Source organism: Streptomyces sp. NPDC015661, assembly GCF_043077765.1.
In the GTDB taxonomy this organism is placed as follows: Bacteria; Actinomycetota; Actinomycetes; order Streptomycetales; family Streptomycetaceae; genus Streptomyces.
Genome location: NZ_JBIBST010000003.1, coordinates 607,404 through 626,587, shown reverse-complemented (window position 1 = coordinate 626,587; position 19,184 = coordinate 607,404). Strand labels below are relative to the sequence as shown.

Below are 19,184 nucleotides of genomic sequence, written 5' to 3'. Positions count from 1 at the left end.
ACGTCCCAAGGGGTGGACACCGTTCGGGGACGGCTCCGGGCGTGGCTCGGGAGGCGAACTCCCACGACCACCGGCACTCTTGCTGTGTCCATTCATTTCTCCGCTCATTTGAGGGGCATGGACACGAAAAGAGGGGCGTTCTGCGGGGGTAGGCTCGACAACGCCGGTACACCCTCAGTCACCGGCTTCAGACATGTGGAGAGGAGCCCTGACCCAGGGTGAGCACTAAGCCGACCACCACAGACCTCGAGTGGACCGAGTTGGACCAGCGGGCCGTCGACACCGCCCGCATCCTGGCCGCGGACGCCGTACAGAAGGTCGGCAACGGCCATCCCGGTACGGCGATGAGCCTGGCGCCCGCCGCGTACACCCTCTTCCAGAAGGTGATGCGGCACGACCCGGCCGACCCCGAGTGGGTCGGGCGGGACCGGTTCGTCCTCTCCGCGGGCCACTCGTCCCTGACCCTCTACACCCAGCTGTACCTGGGTGGTTTCGGTCTTGAGCTGGACGACCTGAAGGCCTTCCGCACCTGGGGTTCCAAGACCCCCGGTCACCCGGAGTACGGTCACACCGCCGGCGTCGAGACGACGACGGGCCCGCTGGGCCAGGGTGTCGCCAACGCCGTGGGCATGGCGATGGCCGCCCGCTTCGAGCGCGGTCTGTTCGACCCGGAGGCCGCCACCGGCACCTCCCCGTTCGACCACCGTGTCTACGTGATCGCCGGTGACGGCTGCCTGCAGGAGGGCATCTCCGCGGAGGCGTCCTCGCTCGCCGGCCACCAGAAGCTCGGCAACCTGATCCTGCTGTGGGACGACAACCACATCTCGATCGAGGGCGACACCGAGACGGCCGTGTCCGAGGACACGATGAAGCGGTACGAGGCGTACGGCTGGCACGTCCAGCGCGTGGAGCCGAAGTCCAACGGCGACCTGGACCCGGCCGCGCTGTACGCGGCGGTCAAGGCCGCCGAGGCCGAGACCGAGCGTCCGTCGTTCATCGCGATGCGCTCGATCATCGCCTGGCCGGCCCCGAACGCGCAGAACACCGAGGCCGCGCACGGCTCGGCGCTCGGCGACGAGGAGATCGCAGCCACCAAGCGCGTCCTGGGCTTCGACCCGGAGCAGACCTTCGAGGTCGGCGACGAGGTCATCGCGCACACCCGTGCGCTCGGCGACCGCGGCCGTGAGGCCCGCGCCGCGTGGGAGAAGCAGCTCGCCGAGTGGCGTACGGCCAATCCGGAGCGCGCCGCCGAGTTCGACCGCATCCAGGCGAACGAGCTGCCGGCCGGCTGGGCCGAGAAGCTCCCGGTCTTCGAGCCGGGCAAGGGTGTCGCCACCCGTGCCGCCTCGGGCCAGGTCCTCAAGGCGCTCGGCGCGGTCGTCCCGGAGCTGTGGGGCGGCTCGGCCGACCTCGCCGGCTCGAACAACACGACGATCGACAAGGACTCGTCGTTCCTGCCCGAGGGCAACCCGCTGCCGGAGGCCGACAAGTACGGCCGCACGATCCACTTCGGCATCCGCGAGCACTCCATGGCCGCGGAGATGAACGGCATCGCGCTGCACGGCAACACGCGCATCTACGGCGGCACCTTCCTGGTGTTCTCCGACTACATGCGCAACGCGGTGCGTCTGTCGGCCCTCATGCACCTCCCCGTGACGTACGTCTGGACCCACGACTCGATCGGTCTGGGCGAGGACGGCCCGACGCACCAGCCGGTGGAGCACCTGGCCTCGCTGCGCGCGATCCCGGGTCTGAACGTGGTCCGTCCGGCCGACGCGAACGAGACGGCCCTGGCCTGGCGCGAGATCATGCAGCGCCACACCAAGGTCTTCGGCAAGGGCGCCCCGCACGGTCTGGCGCTCACCCGCCAGGGCGTGCCGACGTACGCGCCGAACGAGGACACGGTCAAGGGCGGCTACGTGCTGTTCGACGCCGAGGGCGGCGACGCCCAGGTCGTGCTGATCGGCACCGGCTCCGAGGTGCACCTGGCCGTCGAGGCCCGTGAGCAGCTCCAGGCCGCCGGCGTCCCGACCCGTGTGGTCTCGATGCCGTCCGTGGAGTGGTTCGAGGAGCAGGACCAGGCGTACAAGGACTCGGTCCTGCCGCCGTCGGTCAAGGCGCGGGTCGCGGTCGAGGCCGGCATCGGTCTCACCTGGCACAAGTACGTCGGTGACGCCGGCCGGATCGTCTCGCTGGAGCACTTCGGTGCCTCGGCGGACGCGAAGGTCCTCTTCCGCGAGTTCGGGTTCACGCCGGAGGCGATCGCCGCCGCCGCGCGGGAATCCCTCGCCTCCGCCGCGCGCTGACGTCCATACGTACGACTTAATGGAGATGCAATTCTCATGACAGACGCTCTCAAGCGCCTCTCCGACGAAGGCGTCGCGATCTGGCTGGACGACCTCTCGCGCAAGCGGATCACGTCCGGCAACCTGGCCGAGCTCATCGACCAGAGCCACGTGGTCGGTGTGACCACGAACCCGTCGATCTTCCAGAAGGCCATCTCCTCGGGTGACGGTTACGAGCAGCAGCTCGTCGACCTCGCCGCCCGCAAGGTGACCGTCGACGAGGCCATCCGCATGATCACGACGGCGGACGTCCGTGACGCCGCCGACATCCTGCGCCCGGTCTTCGACGCGACGGACGGCCAGGACGGCCGGGTCTCCATCGAGGTCGACCCCCGTCTCGCCCACGAGACCGCCCCCACCATCGCCGAGGCCAAGCAGCTGGCCTGGCTGGTGGACCGCCCCAACACCCTGATCAAGATCCCGGCGACCAAGGCGGGCCTGCCGGCGATCACCGAGGTCATCGGCCTCGGCATCAGCGTCAACGTCACGCTGATCTTCTCGCTGGAGCGCTACCGCGCGGTCATGGACGCCTACCTGGCGGGTCTGGAGAAGGCCCGCGAGCGCGGCCTCGACCTGTCGAAGATCCACTCGGTGGCGTCCTTCTTCGTGTCCCGCGTGGACACGGAGATCGACAAGCGCCTGGACGGCATCGGCACCGACGAGGCCAAGGCGCTCAAGGGCAAGGCCGCCCTGGCCAACGCCCGTCTGGCCTACGAGGCGTACGAGGAGGTCTTCTCCTCGGACCGCTGGGCCGCCCTCGACAAGGCGCAGGCCAACAAGCAGCGTCCGCTGTGGGCCTCGACCGGCGTCAAGGACCCGGCGTACAAGGACACGCTGTACGTCGTGGACCTGGTCGCGCCCGGCACGGTGAACACCATGCCGGAGGCGACCCTGGAGGCCACCGCCGACCACGGCGAGGTCACCGGTGACACCATCCGCGGCACGTACGAGCAGTCGCGGGCCGAGCTGGCGGCCGTCGAGAAGCTGGGCATCAGCTACGACGACGTCGTCCAGCTCCTGGAGGACGAGGGCGTCGAGAAGTTCGAGGCGTCCTGGAACGACCTGCTCAAGTCCACCGAGGCGGAGCTCGCGCGCCGCGGATCTTCGGAGGCGTAAGCACTTTGAGCGCAGTCCACGGAGCCAACCCGCTCCGTGACGCCGCAGACCGACGGCTCCCGCGCATCGCGGGGCCGTCGGGTCTGGTGATCTTCGGCGTCACGGGCGATTTGTCCCGTAAGAAGCTGATGCCTGCCGTCTACGACCTCGCCAACCGTGGCCTGCTGCCGCCGGGCTTCTCGCTCGTCGGCTTCGCCCGCCGCGAGTGGGCGGACGAGGACTTCGCGCAGGAGGTCTACGAGGCCGTCAAGCAGCACGCGCGCACCCCCTTCCGCGAGGAGGTGTGGCAGCAGCTCATCCAGGGCATGCGGTTCGTCCAGGGCGACTTCGACGACGACACGGCCTTCGAGCAGCTCAAGTCGACGATCGAGGAGCTCGACAAGGCACAGGGCACGGGCGGCAACTTCGCCTTCTACCTGTCCGTGCCGCCGAAGTTCTTCCCGCTCGTCGTCCAGCAGCTCAAGAAGCACGGCCTGGCCGACCAGAAGGACGGCTCCTGGCGCCGCGCTGTCATCGAGAAGCCCTTCGGGCACGACCTGGTCTCCGCCAAGGAGCTCAACGAGGTCGTCCACGAGGTCTTCCCGCCCGACGCGGTCTTCCGCATCGACCACTACCTCGGCAAGGAGACCGTCCAGAACATCCTGGCGCTCCGCTTCGCCAACACCCTCTTCGAGCCGATCTGGAACCGGTCGTACGTCGACCACGTGCAGATCACCATGGCCGAGGACATCGGCATCGGCGGCCGGGCCGGCTACTACGACGGCATCGGCGCCGCCCGTGACGTCATCCAGAACCACCTGCTCCAGCTGCTCGCGCTGACCGCGATGGAGGAGCCCGCCTCCTTCGACGCCGACGCGCTGGCCGCCGAGAAGACCAAGGTCCTCGGCGCGGTGAAGCTGCCCAAGGACCTGGGCAAGTCCACGGTCCGCGGCCAGTACGCGGCCGGGTGGCAGGGCGGCGCCAAGGCCGTCGGCTACCTCCAGGAAGACGGCATCGACCCCCAGTCGAAGACCGACACCTACGCGGCCATCAAGCTGGAGATCGACAACCGCCGCTGGGCGGGCGTCCCGTTCTACCTGCGGACCGGCAAGCGCCTGGGCCGCCGCGTCACCGAGATCGCGGTCGTCTTCCAGCGCGCCCCGCACTCCCCCTTCGACCACACCGCGACCGAGGAGCTCGGCCGCAACGCCATCGTGATCCGGGTCCAGCCGGACGAGGGCGTGACGGTGCGGTTCGGCTCCAAGGTGCCCGGCACCCAGATGGAGATCCGGGACGTGTCGATGGACTTCGCGTACGGCGAGTCCTTCACCGAGTCCAGCCCCGAGGCGTACGAGCGGCTCATCCTCGACGTCCTGCTCGGCGACTCCAACCTCTTCCCGCGCGTCGAGGAGGTCGAGCTGTCCTGGAAGATCCTCGACCCGATCGAGCAGTTCTGGGACACGCACGGCAAGCCCGCGCAGTACCAGTCCGGGACCTGGGGTCCGGTCGAGGCGGACGAGATGCTCGCACGAGACGGCAGGAGCTGGCGCCGGCCATGAAGACCGACCTGACGGACACCACGTCCTCCAAGATCAACAAGGCGCTGGTGCTCGGGCGGCGGGCGATCGGTACGCCGGCCGTCGGCATGGTGCTCACCCTCGTGATCGTCACCGACGAGGAGAACGCCTACGACGCGCTGAAGGCGGCCAACGAGGCGTCCCGCGAGCACCCCTCGCGGACCCTCGTCGTCATCAAGAGGGTCTCGCGCTCCCCGCGGGACCGTGCCAAGGCGCGGCTCGACGCCGAGGTCCGCCTCGGCGCCGACGCCAGCACCGGCGAGACGGTGGTGCTCCGGCTGTACGGCGAGGTCGTCGACCACGCCCAGTCGGTGGTGCTGCCGCTGCTCCTCCCGGACGCCCCCGTCGTCGTCTGGTGGCCGGTGAACGCGCCGTCCGACCCGGCGAACGACCCGCTGGGCGCGCTCGCCCAGCGCCGGGTGACCGACACGTACGCCGCCGAGCAGCCCATCCAGGAGCTGACCGCGCGCGCGGACGCGTACACCCCGGGCGACACGGACCTCTCGTGGACCCGGATCACCCCGTGGCGTTCGATGCTGGCCGCCGCGCTCGACCAGGTCGTGTGCGAGGTCACCTCGGCCGAGGTCGAGGGCGAGGAGTTCAACCCGAGCGTCGAGCTGCTCGCGATGTGGCTGGCGGACCGGCTGAAGGTGCCCGTGCGGCGCGCGAAGTCGGCCGGCCCCGGTCTCACCTCCGTACGGATGGAGACCAACGCGGGACCGATCGTGCTCGACCGGCCGGACGGCTCGCTCGCGACGCTCTCCATAGAGGGTCAGCCGGACCGTGCGGTGGCGCTCAAGCGCCGTGACACGGCCGAGCTGATCGCGGAGGAGCTGCGCCGGCTCGACCCGGACGACACCTACGCGACGGCGCTCAAGTTCGGTCTGGAGCGGCTGGACGAGGAGGCGGCGACCCTCGCCCCCGCACCGGCCGTGTCGCCCGAGCCGGCGGAGACGCCGGAGCAGGCGGAGACGCCCGAGCCGGTGGCGAAGCCCGAGCCGGTGGCGAAGCCCGAGCCGGTGGCGAAGCCCGAGCCGGTGGCGAAGCCGGCCGCGAAGAAGACCCCGGCCAAGAAGGCGGCGGCCAAGTGAGCACCCCTCAGCTGGTCGTCCACCGCGACAAGGAGCTGATGGCCGAGGCCGCCGCGGCCCGGCTCATCACGAAGATCGTGGACGCCCAGGCCGCCCGCGGCTCCGCCTCGGTCGTGCTGACCGGCGGCCGCAACGGCAACGGCCTGCTCGCGGCGCTCGGTTCGGCGCCCGCGCGGGACGCGGTCGACTGGTCGCGGCTCGACCTGTGGTGGGGCGACGAGCGGTACCTGCCCGAGGGCGATCCCGAGCGGAACGTCACCCAGGCCCGTGCCGCGCTGCTCGACCGGGTGCCGCTCGACCCGGCGCGGGTGCACGCGATGCCCGCCTCGGACGGGCCGTACGGCTCCGACGTCGACGCCGCAGCCGCCGCGTACGCGGAGGAGCTGGCCGCCGCCGCGGGTCCCGGTGACCACGGCGGGGTGCCGACCTTCGACGTGCTGATGCTGGGCGTCGGTCCGGACACGCATGTGGCCTCGCTCTTCCCTGAACTGCCGGCGGTCCGTGAGACCGAGCGGACGGTGGTCGGGGTGCACGGCGCTCCGAAGCCGCCGCCGGTCCGCGTCTCGCTGACGCTTCCGGCGATCCGGGCGGCGAAGGAGGTCTGGCTGCTCGCGGCCGGGGAGGACAAGGCGAAGGCCGCGGCGATCGCGCTGTCGGGCGCGGGCGAGGTGCAGGCCCCGGCGGCCGGTGCCTACGGCCGCTCGCGGACGCTGTGGCTGCTCGACGCGGCGGCCGCGTCGGAGCTGCCGCGGAGCCTGTATCCGCCGGCCTCGGCCTGACGCAGCTGTACGGAGGCCCGGTTCACCGCTCGGTGGGCCGGGCCTCCGGCGTTTCCAGGAACGGCGCGAGGAGGTCCGGTACGGCTCCGGCGGCGAAGGCCAGGCCCTGGCTCTCGCCCGCGTCGAGGATGTCGTACGCCCCCTCGCCCGCGGCCGTCGTGGCGGTGAGGGTCAGGACGCCGGCCCGGCGCTGGAAGTACGACTGCTTGACGGTCCATCCGATGACGCCGGAGCGCTGGAGGGCGGTCGTCCTCCGCCGCACGGTGCCCGAACGGGTCACCAGATAGCCGCCGCTGACGCCGTGTCCGAGGGCGCGGTACGCGTCGAGGGCGAGCAGCACGGCGAGCGGGGTGAGGACGAGGGCCCAGCCGGCCGCCACGTACAGCAGCACCGGAGTGAGCAGCAGCCCGAGGACGGCGAGGACCGCGGCGGGTCCGAGGGCGCCCCACAGGGCCCGGCGCAGTCGCCGGGCGCGGGCGGCCCGGGGGTGGGCGGCGAGGGGCGTGCCGGTCGGCGGCTCCGGCTCGCGCAGGACCAGGGCGACGACCCGCCCGGCACGCTCCCTGGGGGCGGCGGGCAGCAGGTTCTTCAGGTCGGCGTGCTGGTCGTCGTCGTCCTGGGCGAGGCCGGTGGCGACGGCGTCGACGCGGGCGGCGCCGAACAGCCGTACGCCGAGCGGCTCGACGAGCTCGACGCCACGCAGCCGGCGCTCCTCCAGCGTGACCGACCGGGCGGTGAACAGGCCGCGACGGACGCGGAGGGTGCCGCCGGGCTCGCGCTCCAGGCGGTAGTTCCACCACATCTCGATCCAGAGGCCGAGGGCGCCGACGGTGCCGGCGAGGGTGACGAGCAGGAACAGGTCGACGACCGTCCAGGTGAGGGAGGTGTTCCGGAAGCGGTCGCCTATCCAGTCGATGACCTCCGCCCGGGCGTCGAACCAGTCGCTGACCTGCAGGACGGCCCCGGCCGCCGCGCCGCCGAGGGCGGGGGCGAGGAAGGAGACGGGGGCGTAGCGGATCCAGCGCGGGTCGAGCGCGGCCAGGACACTGTAGTGGCCCGGCTCCTCGGCGGCGGCGCGGGTGAGGAGCTCCTGGCGGAGCCGCTCGCCCTCCGCGCGGGTGACCAGGTCGAGTTCGAGGGTGGACTCGCCGCCGGTGTGCTCGCCGGTGCCGATGCGGACCTTGACGAGGCCGAGGAGGCGGTGGAGGGGGTTCGCGGTGAGGTCGACGCTGCGGATCCGCTCACGGGCCAGGGAGCGGCGCTTGAGGAGCAGGAGCCCGGTGTGGAGGTCGACCCGCTCGGGGCCGACGCGGTAGCGGGTGCGGCGCAGCCGGACCCAGTCGGCGGCGGTGCCGGCGAGGACGAGCAGCAGGGCGCCCGCGAGGACCCAGGCGACGGCCTGCCACAGGGGCCTGCCTCCGGAGAGGCCGGCCACGGCCGGGAGGGCCGCACCGCCGGCCACCCCGCAGAGGACGGCGGCTCCGGCGAGCACGGTCCGCGGGTCGAGCCGCCGCCACTGCTCCTCCTCGCTCATGTGGCGTCCCCGGGGGTGGCCCGGGTGAGGAGGGTGAGCCGCTCGGCGAGCTCGGCGGCGAGCTCGTGGTCGAGTCCCTCGATGCGGATCGCCCCTTTGGAGGAAGCGGTGGTGACGGTGACGGTGGCGAGCCGGAAGGCCTGCTCCAGCGGGCCGCGTACGGTGTCGACCGTCTGGATCCGGGACATCGGGGCGATCCGCCACTCCTGCCAGAGGGCGCCGGTGCGCACGTAGACGGCCTCGTCGGTGACCTCCCAGCGGTGCACCCGGAACCACCAGGCGGGGAGGAACGCGGTGCAGGCGAGACCCAGGGCCGCCACGGCCCCGGCCGCGAGTAGCAGCCAGGACCTGGCCGGCCCGATCAGCGCGCCGAGCACGGCCAGGACCACCACCGGCACGGCGGTGGCCACGAGCAGCCGGCCCCGCCACCACGGGACGGCCCGTGCGTCGACGGCGTTCCTGGGCGGCCGCAGCCGCACCGCGTCCTCCCCCCTCATCCGGTTACCGCCCGCGCAGCGAGCGGTAGACGGAGACGAGCCCGGCGGTGGAGCTGTCGAGCTGCTCGGCTCCCTCGCCCTCCGTCAGGACCGGCTCGATCTTCTTGGCGAGGACCTTGCCGAGTTCGACGCCCCACTGGTCGAAGGAGTCGATGTTCCAGATCGCGCCCTGGACGAAGACCTTGTGCTCGTAGAGCGCGATCAGCTGGCCGAGGACGCAGGGGGTGAGCGCCTCGGCGAGGATCGTGGTGGTCGGGTGGTTGCCCTGGAAGGTCTTGTGCGGGACGAGTTCCTCGGCGACGCCCTCGGCCCGTACCTCCTCGGGCGTCTTGCCGAAGGCGAGCGCCTGGGTCTGGGCGAAGAAGTTGGCCATGAGCAGGTCGTGCTGGGCGACGAGCCCGGGCAGCAGGTCGTCGACGGGCCGGGCGAAGCCGATGAAGTCGGCCGGGATGACCTTGGTGCCCTGGTGGATCAACTGGTAGTAGGCGTGCTGCCCGTTGGTCCCGGGGGTGCCCCAGACGACGGGGCCGGTCTGCCAGTCGACGCGCTTGCCCTCGCGGTCCACCGACTTGCCGTTGGACTCCATGTCGAGCTGCTGGAGGTAGGCGGTGAACTTGGACAGGTAGTGGGAGTACGGCAGGACGGCGTGCGACTGGGCGTCGAAGAAGGCGCCGTACCAGACGCCGAGGAGGCCGAGGAGCAGCGGCGCGTTCTCCTCGGGCGGGGCGGTGCGGAAGTGCTCGTCGACGAGGTGGAAGCCGTCGAGCATCTCGCGGAAGCGCTCCGGGCCGATGGCGATCATCAGGGAGAGGCCGATGGCGGAGTCGTAGGAGTAGCGGCCGCCGACCCAGTCCCAGAACTCGAACATGTTCGTGGTGTCGATGCCGAACTCCTCGACCTTCTCGGCGTTGGTCGAGAGGGCCACGAAGTGCCGTGCGACGGCCTCCTGGCCGGCCCGCAGCCCGGTGAGGAGCCAGTCGCGGGCGGAGGTGGCGTTGGTGATCGTCTCGATGGTGGTGAAGGTCTTCGAGGCGACGATGAACAGCGTCTCTGCGGGGTCGAGGTCCCTGACGGCCTCGTGGAGGTCGGCGCCGTCGACGTTGGAGACGAAACGGAACGTCAGGTCCCGCCGGGTGTAGGAGCGCAGGACCTCGTAGGCCATGGCGGGGCCGAGGTCGGAGCCGCCGATGCCGATGTTCACGATGTTCTTGATGGGCTTGCCGGTGTGGCCGGTCCACTCGCCCGCGCGGACCTTGTCGGCGAAGGCGCCCATCCTGTCGAGGACGGCGTGGACGCCCGGCACGACGTTCTCCCCGTCGACCTCGACGACGGCCCCGCGGGGGGCGCGCAGCGCGGTGTGGAGGACGGCGCGGTCCTCGGTGGTGTTGATCTTCTCGCCGCGGAACATGGCGTCGCGGAGCTCGGCGACGCCGGTGACGGCGGCGAGTTCACGCAGCAGGGTCAGCGTCTCGTCGGTGACGAGGTGCTTGGAGTAGTCCAGGTGGAGGTCACCGACGCGCAGGGTGTTGCGGGTGCCCCGCTCCGGGTCGGCGGCGAACAGTTCGCGCAGATGGGTCTCGCCCAGCTGCTCACGGTGCTTGCCGAGGGCCGCCCACTCGGGCAGCCGGTTGAGCCTGGTACGGCCTTCGCTGGTCATCTCGGACATCGCCCACTTCTTCTCAATACTGCTTGTCTGCCCCGCTGCACCCCCCAACCTAATTGATCAGGGGGGCCAGCGACGCGACGGCGAGCGCGAACAACGCCGCCGCGAGGAGGGCGGGTGGTGCGGTCCCGGACCGGCGGCCGCGGCGCCGCCGAGCAGCGCCCCGAGCGGCGCGCCCGCGACGGCGAGGGTGCGGAAGGCCGCGGCGACGCGGCCGAGCATCCCTTCGGGGGCGCGCTCCTGCATGAGGGTGGTCTGCTGGACGTTCCACACCGTCCCCGTGAAGCCGAACACCGCCATGGCCCCGATCGATACCGGGAGGACGGGCATCGCCCCCATGAGGACCAGGCAACCGGTCTGGACGGTCCCGGCGAGGAACACGGCGCGTATCCGTCCGGTCCGTTCGGCGATGCGCCGGGCGAGGAAGCCGCCGGCGACGGCGCCCAGGGCGTAGGCGGTGATCGTGGCGGCGTACGCCGTGTTCCCGGCGGTTCCCGCGGGCCGGCCGTCCGTCACGTGGAGGACGAGGGTGGCGATGAGGGCGCCCATGCCGATGTTGCACAGGGTGGTGGCGGTGCAGAGCCACCGCAGGTGCCGGTCCGCGCGCAGGACGGCGAGTCCTTCGGCGATCTCGGAGCGGAGGGTGGACCCGGCCGGGCGGGGCGGCCGGGCGGGTGCCCCGGTCCGCAGGGAGGCGACGAGGAGCGCCGCCAGGACGTAGGTGACGGCGTCGGCCGCGTACGGTACGGCGGGGCCGGCGAGGAGCAGGACGGGCACGGCGGGTCCGGCGAGGAGCAGGACGGGCACGGCGGGTCCGGCGAGGAGGCCGCCGGCGAGCTGCTGACCGGTCATCAGGCGGGCGTTGGCCCCGGCCAGGGACTCGGTGGGGACGAGGGCGGGCAGCAGGGCGGTGGCCGCGTTGTCGAAGAGGGTCTGGAGGGTGGTCAGCGCGAACGCGAGGAGGAGCAGCAGGGCGATCGTGGCGTGTCCGAGGGCCACGGCCGCGGCGAAGGCGGCCACGAGTCCGCCGCGGACGAGGTCGACGGCCCACATGGCCCGGCGCTGGTCGACGCGGTCGGCGACGGCTCCGCCGAGGAGTCCGAAGAGCAGCCAGGGCAGGAAGCCGCAGGCGGTGACGGAGGCGATGAGGAGGGGGTCGTCGGTGAGCGAGGCGGCGAGCAGGGGCAGCGCGGCGTTGCGCAGCGAGTCGCCGAACCGGGAGACGACCGCGGCCGTCCACAGGCGTCCGAAGCCGCCCCGCCAGGTGGGCGCCGTCCTGGTGCCGCCCACTGCCTCCGTCGCCGCCACGGCGCGCCCCCTCGGTCCGGTGATCTCCCGTCCGGGCGACCGTAGAGGACGCCACTGACAACGCCCGGAATCCGGCCGTCGGGGACACACGAACGGGCCTTGCCCGCGAATCGAGTTCGCGGGCAAGGCCCGTTCGTCACACCGTCACACCACGCTTCAGATCTCGCCGCGCAGTTTGGCCAGCGCCTCGGCGAGGATGGCCTCGCCGTCCGCGTCGCTGCGCCGCTCACGCACATAGGCGAGGTGGGTCTTGTACGGCTCCGTGCGCGGCGGGTCCGGCGGGTTGTCCCGGTCCTGGCCCGCCGGGAAGCCGCAGCGCGGGCAGTCCCAGGTATCCGGGACCGCCGCGTCGCTGGCGAAGCTCGGCTGCGTCTCGTGCCCGTTCGAGCACCAGAAGGAGATGCGGAGGCGCGGTGCCGACTCGCCCCGCTCGGCCTCCCCCATCGGCCCCGCTCCGACCCGGCTTCCCCGGATCGCGTTGCCACTTGCCACGGTCGTAACTCCCTGCGTGATGGTGCTCGAAGATGCCCCAGTCTACGTAAGGCCCAACGCGCGTCCAGTGATTGGAGTTACCGGTCCAACTTCATCAGCAGACCAAGTACCACAATGCAGGAGAACCAGAGCAGACCGACCACGACCGTGATCCGGTCAAGGTTCCGCTCGGCGACCGAGGAGCCGCCGACGGAGGACTGCATACCGCCTCCGAACATGTCGGAGAGGCCGCCGCCCTTCCCCTTGTGCATCAGCACGAGCAGCATCAGCAGCGCGCTGAAGACGATCAGGGCGATCGAGAACCCCATAACCACGGCTGGACCAACTTCCTCGGACTTATACGGACGGGGGCCGGGCACCTGCCCGACCCCCGCAAGGGTACGACGTAACTCCGCTACCGCATACTCACTGGTCGCGGAAGCGCACGATCTTGACGAACTCGTCGGCGTCCAGCGCCGCGCCGCCCACGAGGGCGCCGTCGACGTCCGGCTGCGCCATGATCGCGGCGACGTTGCCGGCCTTGACCGAGCCGCCGTACTGGATGCGGACCTTGTCGGCCAGCTCCTGCGAGTACAGCTCCGCGAGGCGGCCGCGGATCGCCCCGCAGACCTCCTGGGCGTCGTCGGGGGTGGCGACCTCGCCGGTGCCGATGGCCCACACCGGCTCGTACGCGATCACGATCGTCTCGGCCTGCTCGGCCGGGACGTCCTTCAGACCGCCGTCGATCTGGGCCAGGGTGTACGCGACCTGGTCGCCCGCCTTGCGGACGTCCAGGCCCTCGCCGACGCAGAGGATCGGGGTCACGCCGTGCTTGAAGGCGGCCTTCACCTTGGCGTTGCAGACCTCGTCGTTCTCGGCGTGGTACTGGCGGCGCTCGGAGTGGCCGACGGCGACGTAGGCGGCCTTGAGCTTGGACAGCATCAGGCCCGAGATCTCACCGGTGTAGGCACCGGAGTCGTGCGCCGAGATGTCCTGGGCGCCGTACTTGATCTTGAGCTTGTCCCCGTCGACCAGGGTCTGGACGGACCGAAGGTCGGTGAAGGGAACCAGGACCGCGACCTCACAGGCGTCGTAGTCCTTGTCGGTCAGGGCGAAGGCGAGCTTCTGGACGTGGGCGATGGCCTCGAGGTGGTTGAGGTTCATCTTCCAGTTGCCCGCCATCAGCGGGGTGCGGGTGGTCATAAGGGGGTCAGTCCTCCAGTGCGACGAGGCCGGGGAGCTGCTTGCCCTCGAGGTATTCGAGGGAGGCGCCGCCGCCGGTCGAGATGTGGCCGAAGGCATTCTCGTCGAAGCCCAGGATCCGGACGGCGGCGGCGGAGTCGCCACCGCCGACCACCGTGAAGGCCGGGGAGTCGACGAGCGCCTGGGCGACGGCCTTGGTGCCCTCGGCGTAGTCGGGGTGCTCGAAGACGCCCATCGGCCCGTTCCAGAAGACGGTGGCCGCGTCGGCGAGCTTCGAGGCGTAGAGCTTACGGGTCTCCGGACCGATGTCCAGGCCCTCCTGGTCCGCCGGGATGGCGGTCGCGGCGACCGTGGTGGGGTTGGCCGGAGCCTTGGTCTTCAGGTCCGGGAACTCGGGCGAGACCAGGACGTCGACGGGGAGCACGAACTCCACGCCGCGCTTCTCGGCACGCGCCAGGTACTCCAGGACCGCCGGGATCTGGTCCTCCTGGAGCAGCGAGATGCCGACCTCGTGGCCCTTGGCCTTGAGGAAGGTGTACGCCATGCCGCCGCCGATGAGGATGCGGTCGGCCTTCTCCAGGAGGTGGTCGATCACGCCGAGCTTGTCGGAGACCTTGGCGCCGCCGAGCACGACCACGTACGGCCGCCGGACCTCGTCCGTGAGCTTCTTCAGGACGCCGACCTCGGTGGCGATGAGGTAGCCGGCGGCGTGCGGGAGGCGCGCCGGGAGGTCGAAGACCGAGGCGTGCTTGCGGTGCACGGCGCCGAAGCCGTCGCCGACGTACAGGTCGGCGAGGGCCGCGAGCTGGTCCGCGAAGGCGCCGCGCTCGGTGTCGTCCTTCGAGGTCTCGCCGGCGTTGAAACGGAGGTTCTCGATGACGGCCACGCCGCCGTCGGCGAGGCCCTCGACGGTGGCCTTGGCCGAGTCGCCGACGGTGTCGGTCGCGAACGCGACCTCGGCGCCCAGCAGTTCACCGAGCCGCGCGGCGGCCGGGGCGAGCGAGAACGCCGGGTCCGGGGCGCCCTTGGGGCGGCCCAGGTGCGAGGCGACCACGACGCGGGCACCCGCGTCGGCGAGCGCCTTGACCGTGGGGACGACGGCGCGGATGCGGCCGTCGTCGGTGATCTTGGTGCCGTCGAGCGGCACGTTGAGGTCGGCACGCACGAACACGCGCTTGCCTTCGACGCCGGCTTCGAGCAGCTCGTCGATCGTCTTCATCTGTTAACAGACTCCTTGGTACGCGGTGGAGCACACAAACAGGGCTCGCACAGCGCGACGTTGCGCTGCCCGAGCCCTGCTCCCATCGAAAACCCGCCCTGAAGCTTAGAGCTGGCCGCCGACGAAGACGGTGAGGTCGACGAGACGGTTGGAGTAGCCCCACTCGTTGTCGTACCAGCCGAGGATCTTGACCGTGTTGCCTTCCTGGACCATCGTCAGGGAGGCGTCGAAGGTGCAGGACGCCGGGTCGCTGACGATGTCCGAGGAGACGATCGGGTCCTCGGTGTAGAACAGGATGCCCTTGAGGTCGCCACCGTCGGCGGCCTTCTTGAACGCGGCGTTGACCTCGTCCTTGGTGACCTCACGGTCGAGGGTGACGACCAGGTCGGTGGCGGAACCGGTCGGGACCGGGACGCGCATGGCGATGCCGTCGAGCTTGCCCTTGAGCTGCGGGAGGACCAGGGCGGTGGCCTTGGCGGCGCCCGTCGTGGTCGGGATGATGTTCTCCGCGGCGGCGCGGGCGCGGCGCAGGTCCTTGTGCGGGAAGTCCAGGATGCGCTGGTCGTTGGTGTACGCGTGGACCGTCGTCATGAGGCCCTTGACGATGCCGAAGTTCTCGTCGAGGACCTTGGCCATCGGCGCGACACAGTTGGTGGTGCAGGACGCGTTGGAGATGACGTCGTGCTGCGCGGGGTCGTACTTGTCCTGGTTGACGCCCATGACGATGGTGATGTCCTCGTCGGTGGCCGGAGCCGAGATGAGGACCTTCTTGGCGCCGCCGGCGAGGTGCTTCGCGGCGTCGGCCTTCTTGGTGAAGATGCCGGTCGACTCGATGACGATGTCGACGCCCAGGTCGCCCCAGGGGATGTCGGCCGGGTCGCGCTCGGACAGCACCTTGATGGTGTGACCGTCGACGGTGATGGTGTCGGCGGTGTGGGTCACCTCGGCCTTGAGGCGGCCCAGGATGGTGTCGTACTTCAGCAGGTGCGCGGTGGTCGCGGTGTCACCCAGGTCGTTGACAGCCACGATCTCGATGTCAGCACCCTGCTCAAGGAGCGCGCGGAAATAGTTCCGGCCGATGCGGCCAAAGCCGTTGATGCCTACGCGGATCGTCACGAACCGATCTCCTCGTTAGGAACGCCGGTGTATCGACGCCGGCGAGATTTTTGTTTTTTGGGATGTCCCCGACCGCTTACGACCCTACCTCCCCGGCCGCCCGCGAGTGACATCCTGCGCAGCCGTACGAGCCCGGAAAGTGAGGGAAAACGGCCGACGGCCCGCACCTACCAACGGGTACGGGCCGCCTTGGGACCTTTGTCCCGACTACTCTCCGTCAGCGCCGGAGAGCGCCGAGGGCGCGGCCGACGAGCCGTGCGCGCTCCGCCTCGCCGGGCACGTGCTCCAGGCCGAAGCCGAGGAGGACGGTGTCGCGGGTGGTGACCGCGGCCTGGGAGTGGAAGAGCGCCGCGGAGCGCGTCCAGTCGGAGGCGTTGCCGGGGCTGCCGGCCGGGGCGCCCGGCGTGGACCAGGCGCCGAGGGAGGTCTCGAAGCCCTCCGCCTCGGTGGTGGTCCCGGTGACGAGCCGGGTGTCGTCGACGAAGGCGCCCATCTCTCCCGTACCGGGGTCCGAGACGTACGAGACGGCGAGCTCGACCTTCTTGCCCGCCCAGGCGCTCAGGTCGACGGAGGCCTGCCGCCAGCCGTTGGAGGGGCCGGTGAAGGCGTTCCAGGCGCCGGTGGTGCCGGTGGCCGCGCAGCCGTCCTCGCCGACGGTGAGGTAGTGGGCGAGGAAGGGGTGACCGCGGAGGTAGTAGCCCTCGCCGCAGTCGGCCGGGGGCTCGGCGGAGGTGCCGCCGTTGGCGTCGGGCAGGGTCGTCCAGTCGTCCTGGCCGACGGTGTGGGCCTCGACGACGAGGTTGTCGTAGCCGGGCTCGGTGTCGTAGCTGACCTGGAAGTCCAGGCGCGGCTTCGAGGCGGCGGCGACGCCGGTGAGGTCGACGGTCCTGGCGAGCCGGGCCCAGGTGTCGTCGGCGTGCCTGACGGCCGCGAAGGACGTGCCCTCGGCGGGCTCGAAGGGGGTGCGGATGCCCGGGTAGTCGCCGGCGGAGGCGCTGCTCGCGAACTGCGGGAACCGCTCCGGCTTCAGCGTGTCCGAGGTGACGGTGTACGCGCCCGCGTTGTCCAGCGGGTTGTCGGCGGCGGCGCCGAGCGTGGCGCCGGTGCCCGCGAAGGCGCCCGTGCCGGAGAACGCGGGCGGGTTCTTGAGGCCCGCGCGGTGGTAGGCGCCGAGGTAGTACTGGGCGAAGTCGTTGGACTCGGCCCGGCCGACCTGGGTGAGCCCGCCGGCCTTCTCACCGGCGTTGATCAGCTTGCCGCCCTCGTTGAGGTAGGCGCGGACGGCGAGCTGGGCGGCGCCGGAGGGGCGCTCGGCGCCGGTGTACCAGACCACGGTGCGGAAGTGGGAGAGGACGCCGAGGGCGTCCGGGGCGCCCTGGGTGGCGACGTCCCAGACGGCGGCCTTGCGGCCGTTGTCGGCGAGCGCCTTCACGTACGCGGCGGTGTGGCCGGCCGCCGTGGTGCCGCCCTCGTCGGCGAGGACGAGCACGTCGCCGCGGGGCCGTTCGGCGACCTTGTAGGTGAAGGGGGCGGAGGAGGTGGGCCGGCCCTCACGGGTGCGGGCGGTGTACCAGACCTCGACGGAGTCGCCGGGGCGGGCTCCCCCGACCTCGGCGCGGTACTCGTCGAAGTAGAGGTTGTCGTCGCCGCCGAAGGTCTCGCCGCCCTTCCAGGCCTCGAGCTCCTCGCTGTGGGTGCGGCCGCCGTTGATCCGGTACTTCAGGGTCTTGGCGCGCAGCGACTTGCGGGCGGTGACGGCGACCTCCTGGTCCGCGCCGCGCGCGTAGGAGGTGGTGAAGGTCTTGGGGGTGAGGTCCGGGGCGTCGATGCCGACCGGGGAGACGGGCCGGTCCGGGTGGGCGGCGGTCTCGGCGACGGCGAGCGCGAAGGGGACGTTCTTGGCGAACTCGGCCTGGATCAGCTTCTCGTCGTCGGGGAAGGTGAAGACGGAGGCGCAGTCGCCCGGGTTCCACGCGTCGTTCGGGTCGACGCGGGAGGCGGTGGCGCAGGTCGACATCTCCGGGGTGAACATCTGCATCCCGTTGACGTTGGCGGCGTGCCCGTCCGCCTCGCCGTTGGTGATGTACAGCTCCGAGGAGACCTGCGGCCGGTAGCCGGGGACGGCGGAGTTCTGCGGGGTGCCGGCGAGGGCCTTGAGGGCCACGTCGTCGGGGGTGTCGGTGGCGACCTGCCAGCCGACGCCGTACAGCAGGAGCTGGGCGGCCGAGTGGTAGTTGACGCCGTACGCGAAGCCGATCCGCTTCTGGAAGGCGTCGAGGGCCCTCGTCTCGGGCTCCGACATGGGACCCTTGCCGCGGAAGGTCTCGTCGGCCGGGTCGGGGGACGAACCCTCGTTGTCGTAGCCCCACTTGTAGGCGAAGTTGCGGTTGAGGTCGACGCCGTCGCCGGGGCCGATCCTCCCGTCGCCGTCGTTGTCGTGGAGGTTCTTGCGCCACTGCCGGTTGGCGGGATCGGCGTGCGTGAAGTCGTAGCCGTCCGGGTTGGCGGAGAGCACGAACCACAGCTCGGTGGAGTCGACGATGCGGGTGATCCGCTGGTCCTTGCCGTAGTTGTCGAGGTAGTGGTGCATCAGCCGCCGGGTCATCTCCGGGGTGATCCACTCGCGCGCGTGCTGGTTGGACATGTACAGCGTGGCGGGCTTCGAGCCGTCCTTGGTGCGCTGGGCGCCCTTGGTCAGCTTGAGGGCGAGGATGTCCTGGCCCCTGAGGGTCTTGCCGATGGAGACGACCTTGGTGAGGCCGGGGTTGGCCCGCGCGGTGTCCAGGATCTCCTGCTTCAGGCCGCCCGGCCCTCCGTACGGGCGGAAGACGCCGTCCCCGGCCGCGGCGACCCGCTTCTCGGCCTGGGCGGTGAGGCTGTGCTCGGCGATCTCGACGCCCTGGCCGCGCAGCTGCCCGGCCTGCCGGCCGGTGAGGAAGAGCTCGACCGTCGCGGAGCCCTTCGCCGGGACCTGCTCGGTGAGTTCATGGGCGTCGGCACCGGCGTCGAGGAGCAGCGGAACCTGCTCCTGGGTGACCACGGCGCGCCAGACGGAGAGGGCGTCACCGCCGTCCCGGTCATTCGGCTGCGCTCCGGCGACGGGTGCCGCCGCCACTCCGGCGATCAGCAGTGAAGCCGCGGCGAGGATCGATCTCGCTCTGCGTCTCATGAGCCCCCCTTGCTGTTGTCTGTCACGAAGGCGAACAGACGCCAGGCTCTTGGGCGCTCATGGGCCTGTCAAGGGTGCCTCGCGGGTGTACGAAAAAGCTGCCGGTGCCTCAGAAAG

Annotated in this window: 14 protein-coding genes and 1 pseudogene; 5 read left to right on the top strand and 10 right to left on the bottom strand. The window is 71.2% G+C overall.

Annotation, left to right across the window (positions count from 1 at the left end; translation table 11 throughout):
• Nucleotides 1-218: 218 nt before the first annotated feature.
• The 5 genes from tkt to pgl are packed head-to-tail and all read left to right on the top strand — an operon-like array spanning nucleotide 219 to nucleotide 6,887.
• Nucleotides 219-2,306 carry a transketolase gene (gene tkt / locus ACF07V_RS11255; protein WP_392153219.1) on the top strand — a complete coding sequence of 696 codons (2,088 nt, stop codon included), beginning with the start codon at nucleotides 219-221 and terminating at the stop codon, nucleotides 2,304-2,306.
• Between the two features lie 36 nt (nucleotides 2,307-2,342).
• On the top strand, nucleotides 2,343-3,461 hold the full coding sequence (gene tal / locus ACF07V_RS11250; RefSeq protein WP_392153217.1) for a transaldolase: 1,119 nt from the start codon (nucleotides 2,343-2,345) through the stop codon (nucleotides 3,459-3,461).
• Between the two features lie 5 nt (nucleotides 3,462-3,466).
• Nucleotides 3,467-4,999, top strand: coding sequence for a glucose-6-phosphate dehydrogenase (zwf, locus tag ACF07V_RS11245; RefSeq protein ID WP_369143601.1), 1,533 nt, complete (start codon nucleotides 3,467-3,469; stop codon nucleotides 4,997-4,999).
• The gene (gene opcA, locus ACF07V_RS11240; RefSeq protein ID WP_392153215.1) at nucleotides 4,996-6,108 is read left to right on the top strand and encodes a glucose-6-phosphate dehydrogenase assembly protein OpcA; all 1,113 of its coding nucleotides are present in this window, start codon (nucleotides 4,996-4,998) and stop codon (nucleotides 6,106-6,108) included. Before zwf ends, opcA begins: the two co-directional genes overlap by 4 nt.
• Entirely contained in the window at nucleotides 6,105-6,887 is a 783-nt protein-coding gene (gene pgl, locus ACF07V_RS11235; protein ID WP_392153213.1) for a 6-phosphogluconolactonase, read from the top strand. Before opcA ends, pgl begins: the two co-directional genes overlap by 4 nt.
• 22 nt (nucleotides 6,888-6,909) lie before the next feature.
• Here pgl and ACF07V_RS11230 read toward each other — a convergent pair whose 3' ends face one another.
• The 10 genes and pseudogenes from ACF07V_RS11230 to ACF07V_RS11185 form a co-directional block, all read right to left on the bottom strand.
• Nucleotides 6,910-8,421: a PH domain-containing protein gene (locus tag ACF07V_RS11230; RefSeq protein ID WP_392153212.1), complete on the bottom strand. Its 1,512-nt coding sequence runs from the start codon at nucleotides 8,419-8,421 to the stop codon at nucleotides 6,910-6,912.
• Nucleotides 8,418-8,918, bottom strand: coding sequence for a PH domain-containing protein (locus tag ACF07V_RS11225; RefSeq protein ID WP_392153211.1), 501 nt, complete (start codon nucleotides 8,916-8,918; stop codon nucleotides 8,418-8,420). The genes ACF07V_RS11230 and ACF07V_RS11225 overlap by 4 nt, the downstream gene beginning before the upstream one ends.
• 4 nt (nucleotides 8,919-8,922) lie before the next feature.
• Nucleotides 8,923-10,584, bottom strand: coding sequence for a glucose-6-phosphate isomerase (gene pgi / locus ACF07V_RS11220; protein WP_392153209.1), 1,662 nt, complete (start codon nucleotides 10,582-10,584; stop codon nucleotides 8,923-8,925).
• A 49-nt stretch (nucleotides 10,585-10,633) separates the two neighbouring features.
• Nucleotides 10,634-11,889, bottom strand: a pseudogene (locus tag ACF07V_RS11215) (MFS transporter).
• A gap of 156 nt (nucleotides 11,890-12,045) precedes the next feature.
• Nucleotides 12,046-12,381 carry an RNA polymerase-binding protein RbpA gene (locus tag ACF07V_RS11210; protein WP_078908267.1) on the bottom strand — a complete coding sequence of 112 codons (336 nt, stop codon included), beginning with the start codon at nucleotides 12,379-12,381 and terminating at the stop codon, nucleotides 12,046-12,048.
• Nucleotides 12,382-12,458: 77 nt separating this feature from the next.
• Entirely contained in the window at nucleotides 12,459-12,689 is a 231-nt protein-coding gene (secG, locus tag ACF07V_RS11205; RefSeq protein ID WP_086827885.1) for a preprotein translocase subunit SecG, read from the bottom strand.
• A 97-nt stretch (nucleotides 12,690-12,786) separates the two neighbouring features.
• Nucleotides 12,787-13,563 carry a triose-phosphate isomerase gene (tpiA, locus tag ACF07V_RS11200; RefSeq protein WP_392153207.1) on the bottom strand — a complete coding sequence of 259 codons (777 nt, stop codon included), beginning with the start codon at nucleotides 13,561-13,563 and terminating at the stop codon, nucleotides 12,787-12,789.
• Nucleotides 13,564-13,570: 7 nt separating this feature from the next.
• Nucleotides 13,571-14,782: a phosphoglycerate kinase gene (locus tag ACF07V_RS11195; RefSeq protein ID WP_392153206.1), complete on the bottom strand. Its 1,212-nt coding sequence runs from the start codon at nucleotides 14,780-14,782 to the stop codon at nucleotides 13,571-13,573.
• A 105-nt stretch (nucleotides 14,783-14,887) separates the two neighbouring features.
• Entirely contained in the window at nucleotides 14,888-15,898 is a 1,011-nt protein-coding gene (gene gap, locus ACF07V_RS11190) for a type I glyceraldehyde-3-phosphate dehydrogenase (protein ID WP_392153204.1), read from the bottom strand.
• Nucleotides 15,899-16,115: 217 nt separating this feature from the next.
• Nucleotides 16,116-19,067: a M14 family zinc carboxypeptidase gene (locus ACF07V_RS11185; protein WP_392153202.1), complete on the bottom strand. Its 2,952-nt coding sequence runs from the start codon at nucleotides 19,065-19,067 to the stop codon at nucleotides 16,116-16,118.
• Nucleotides 19,068-19,184: the final 117 nt, after the last annotated feature.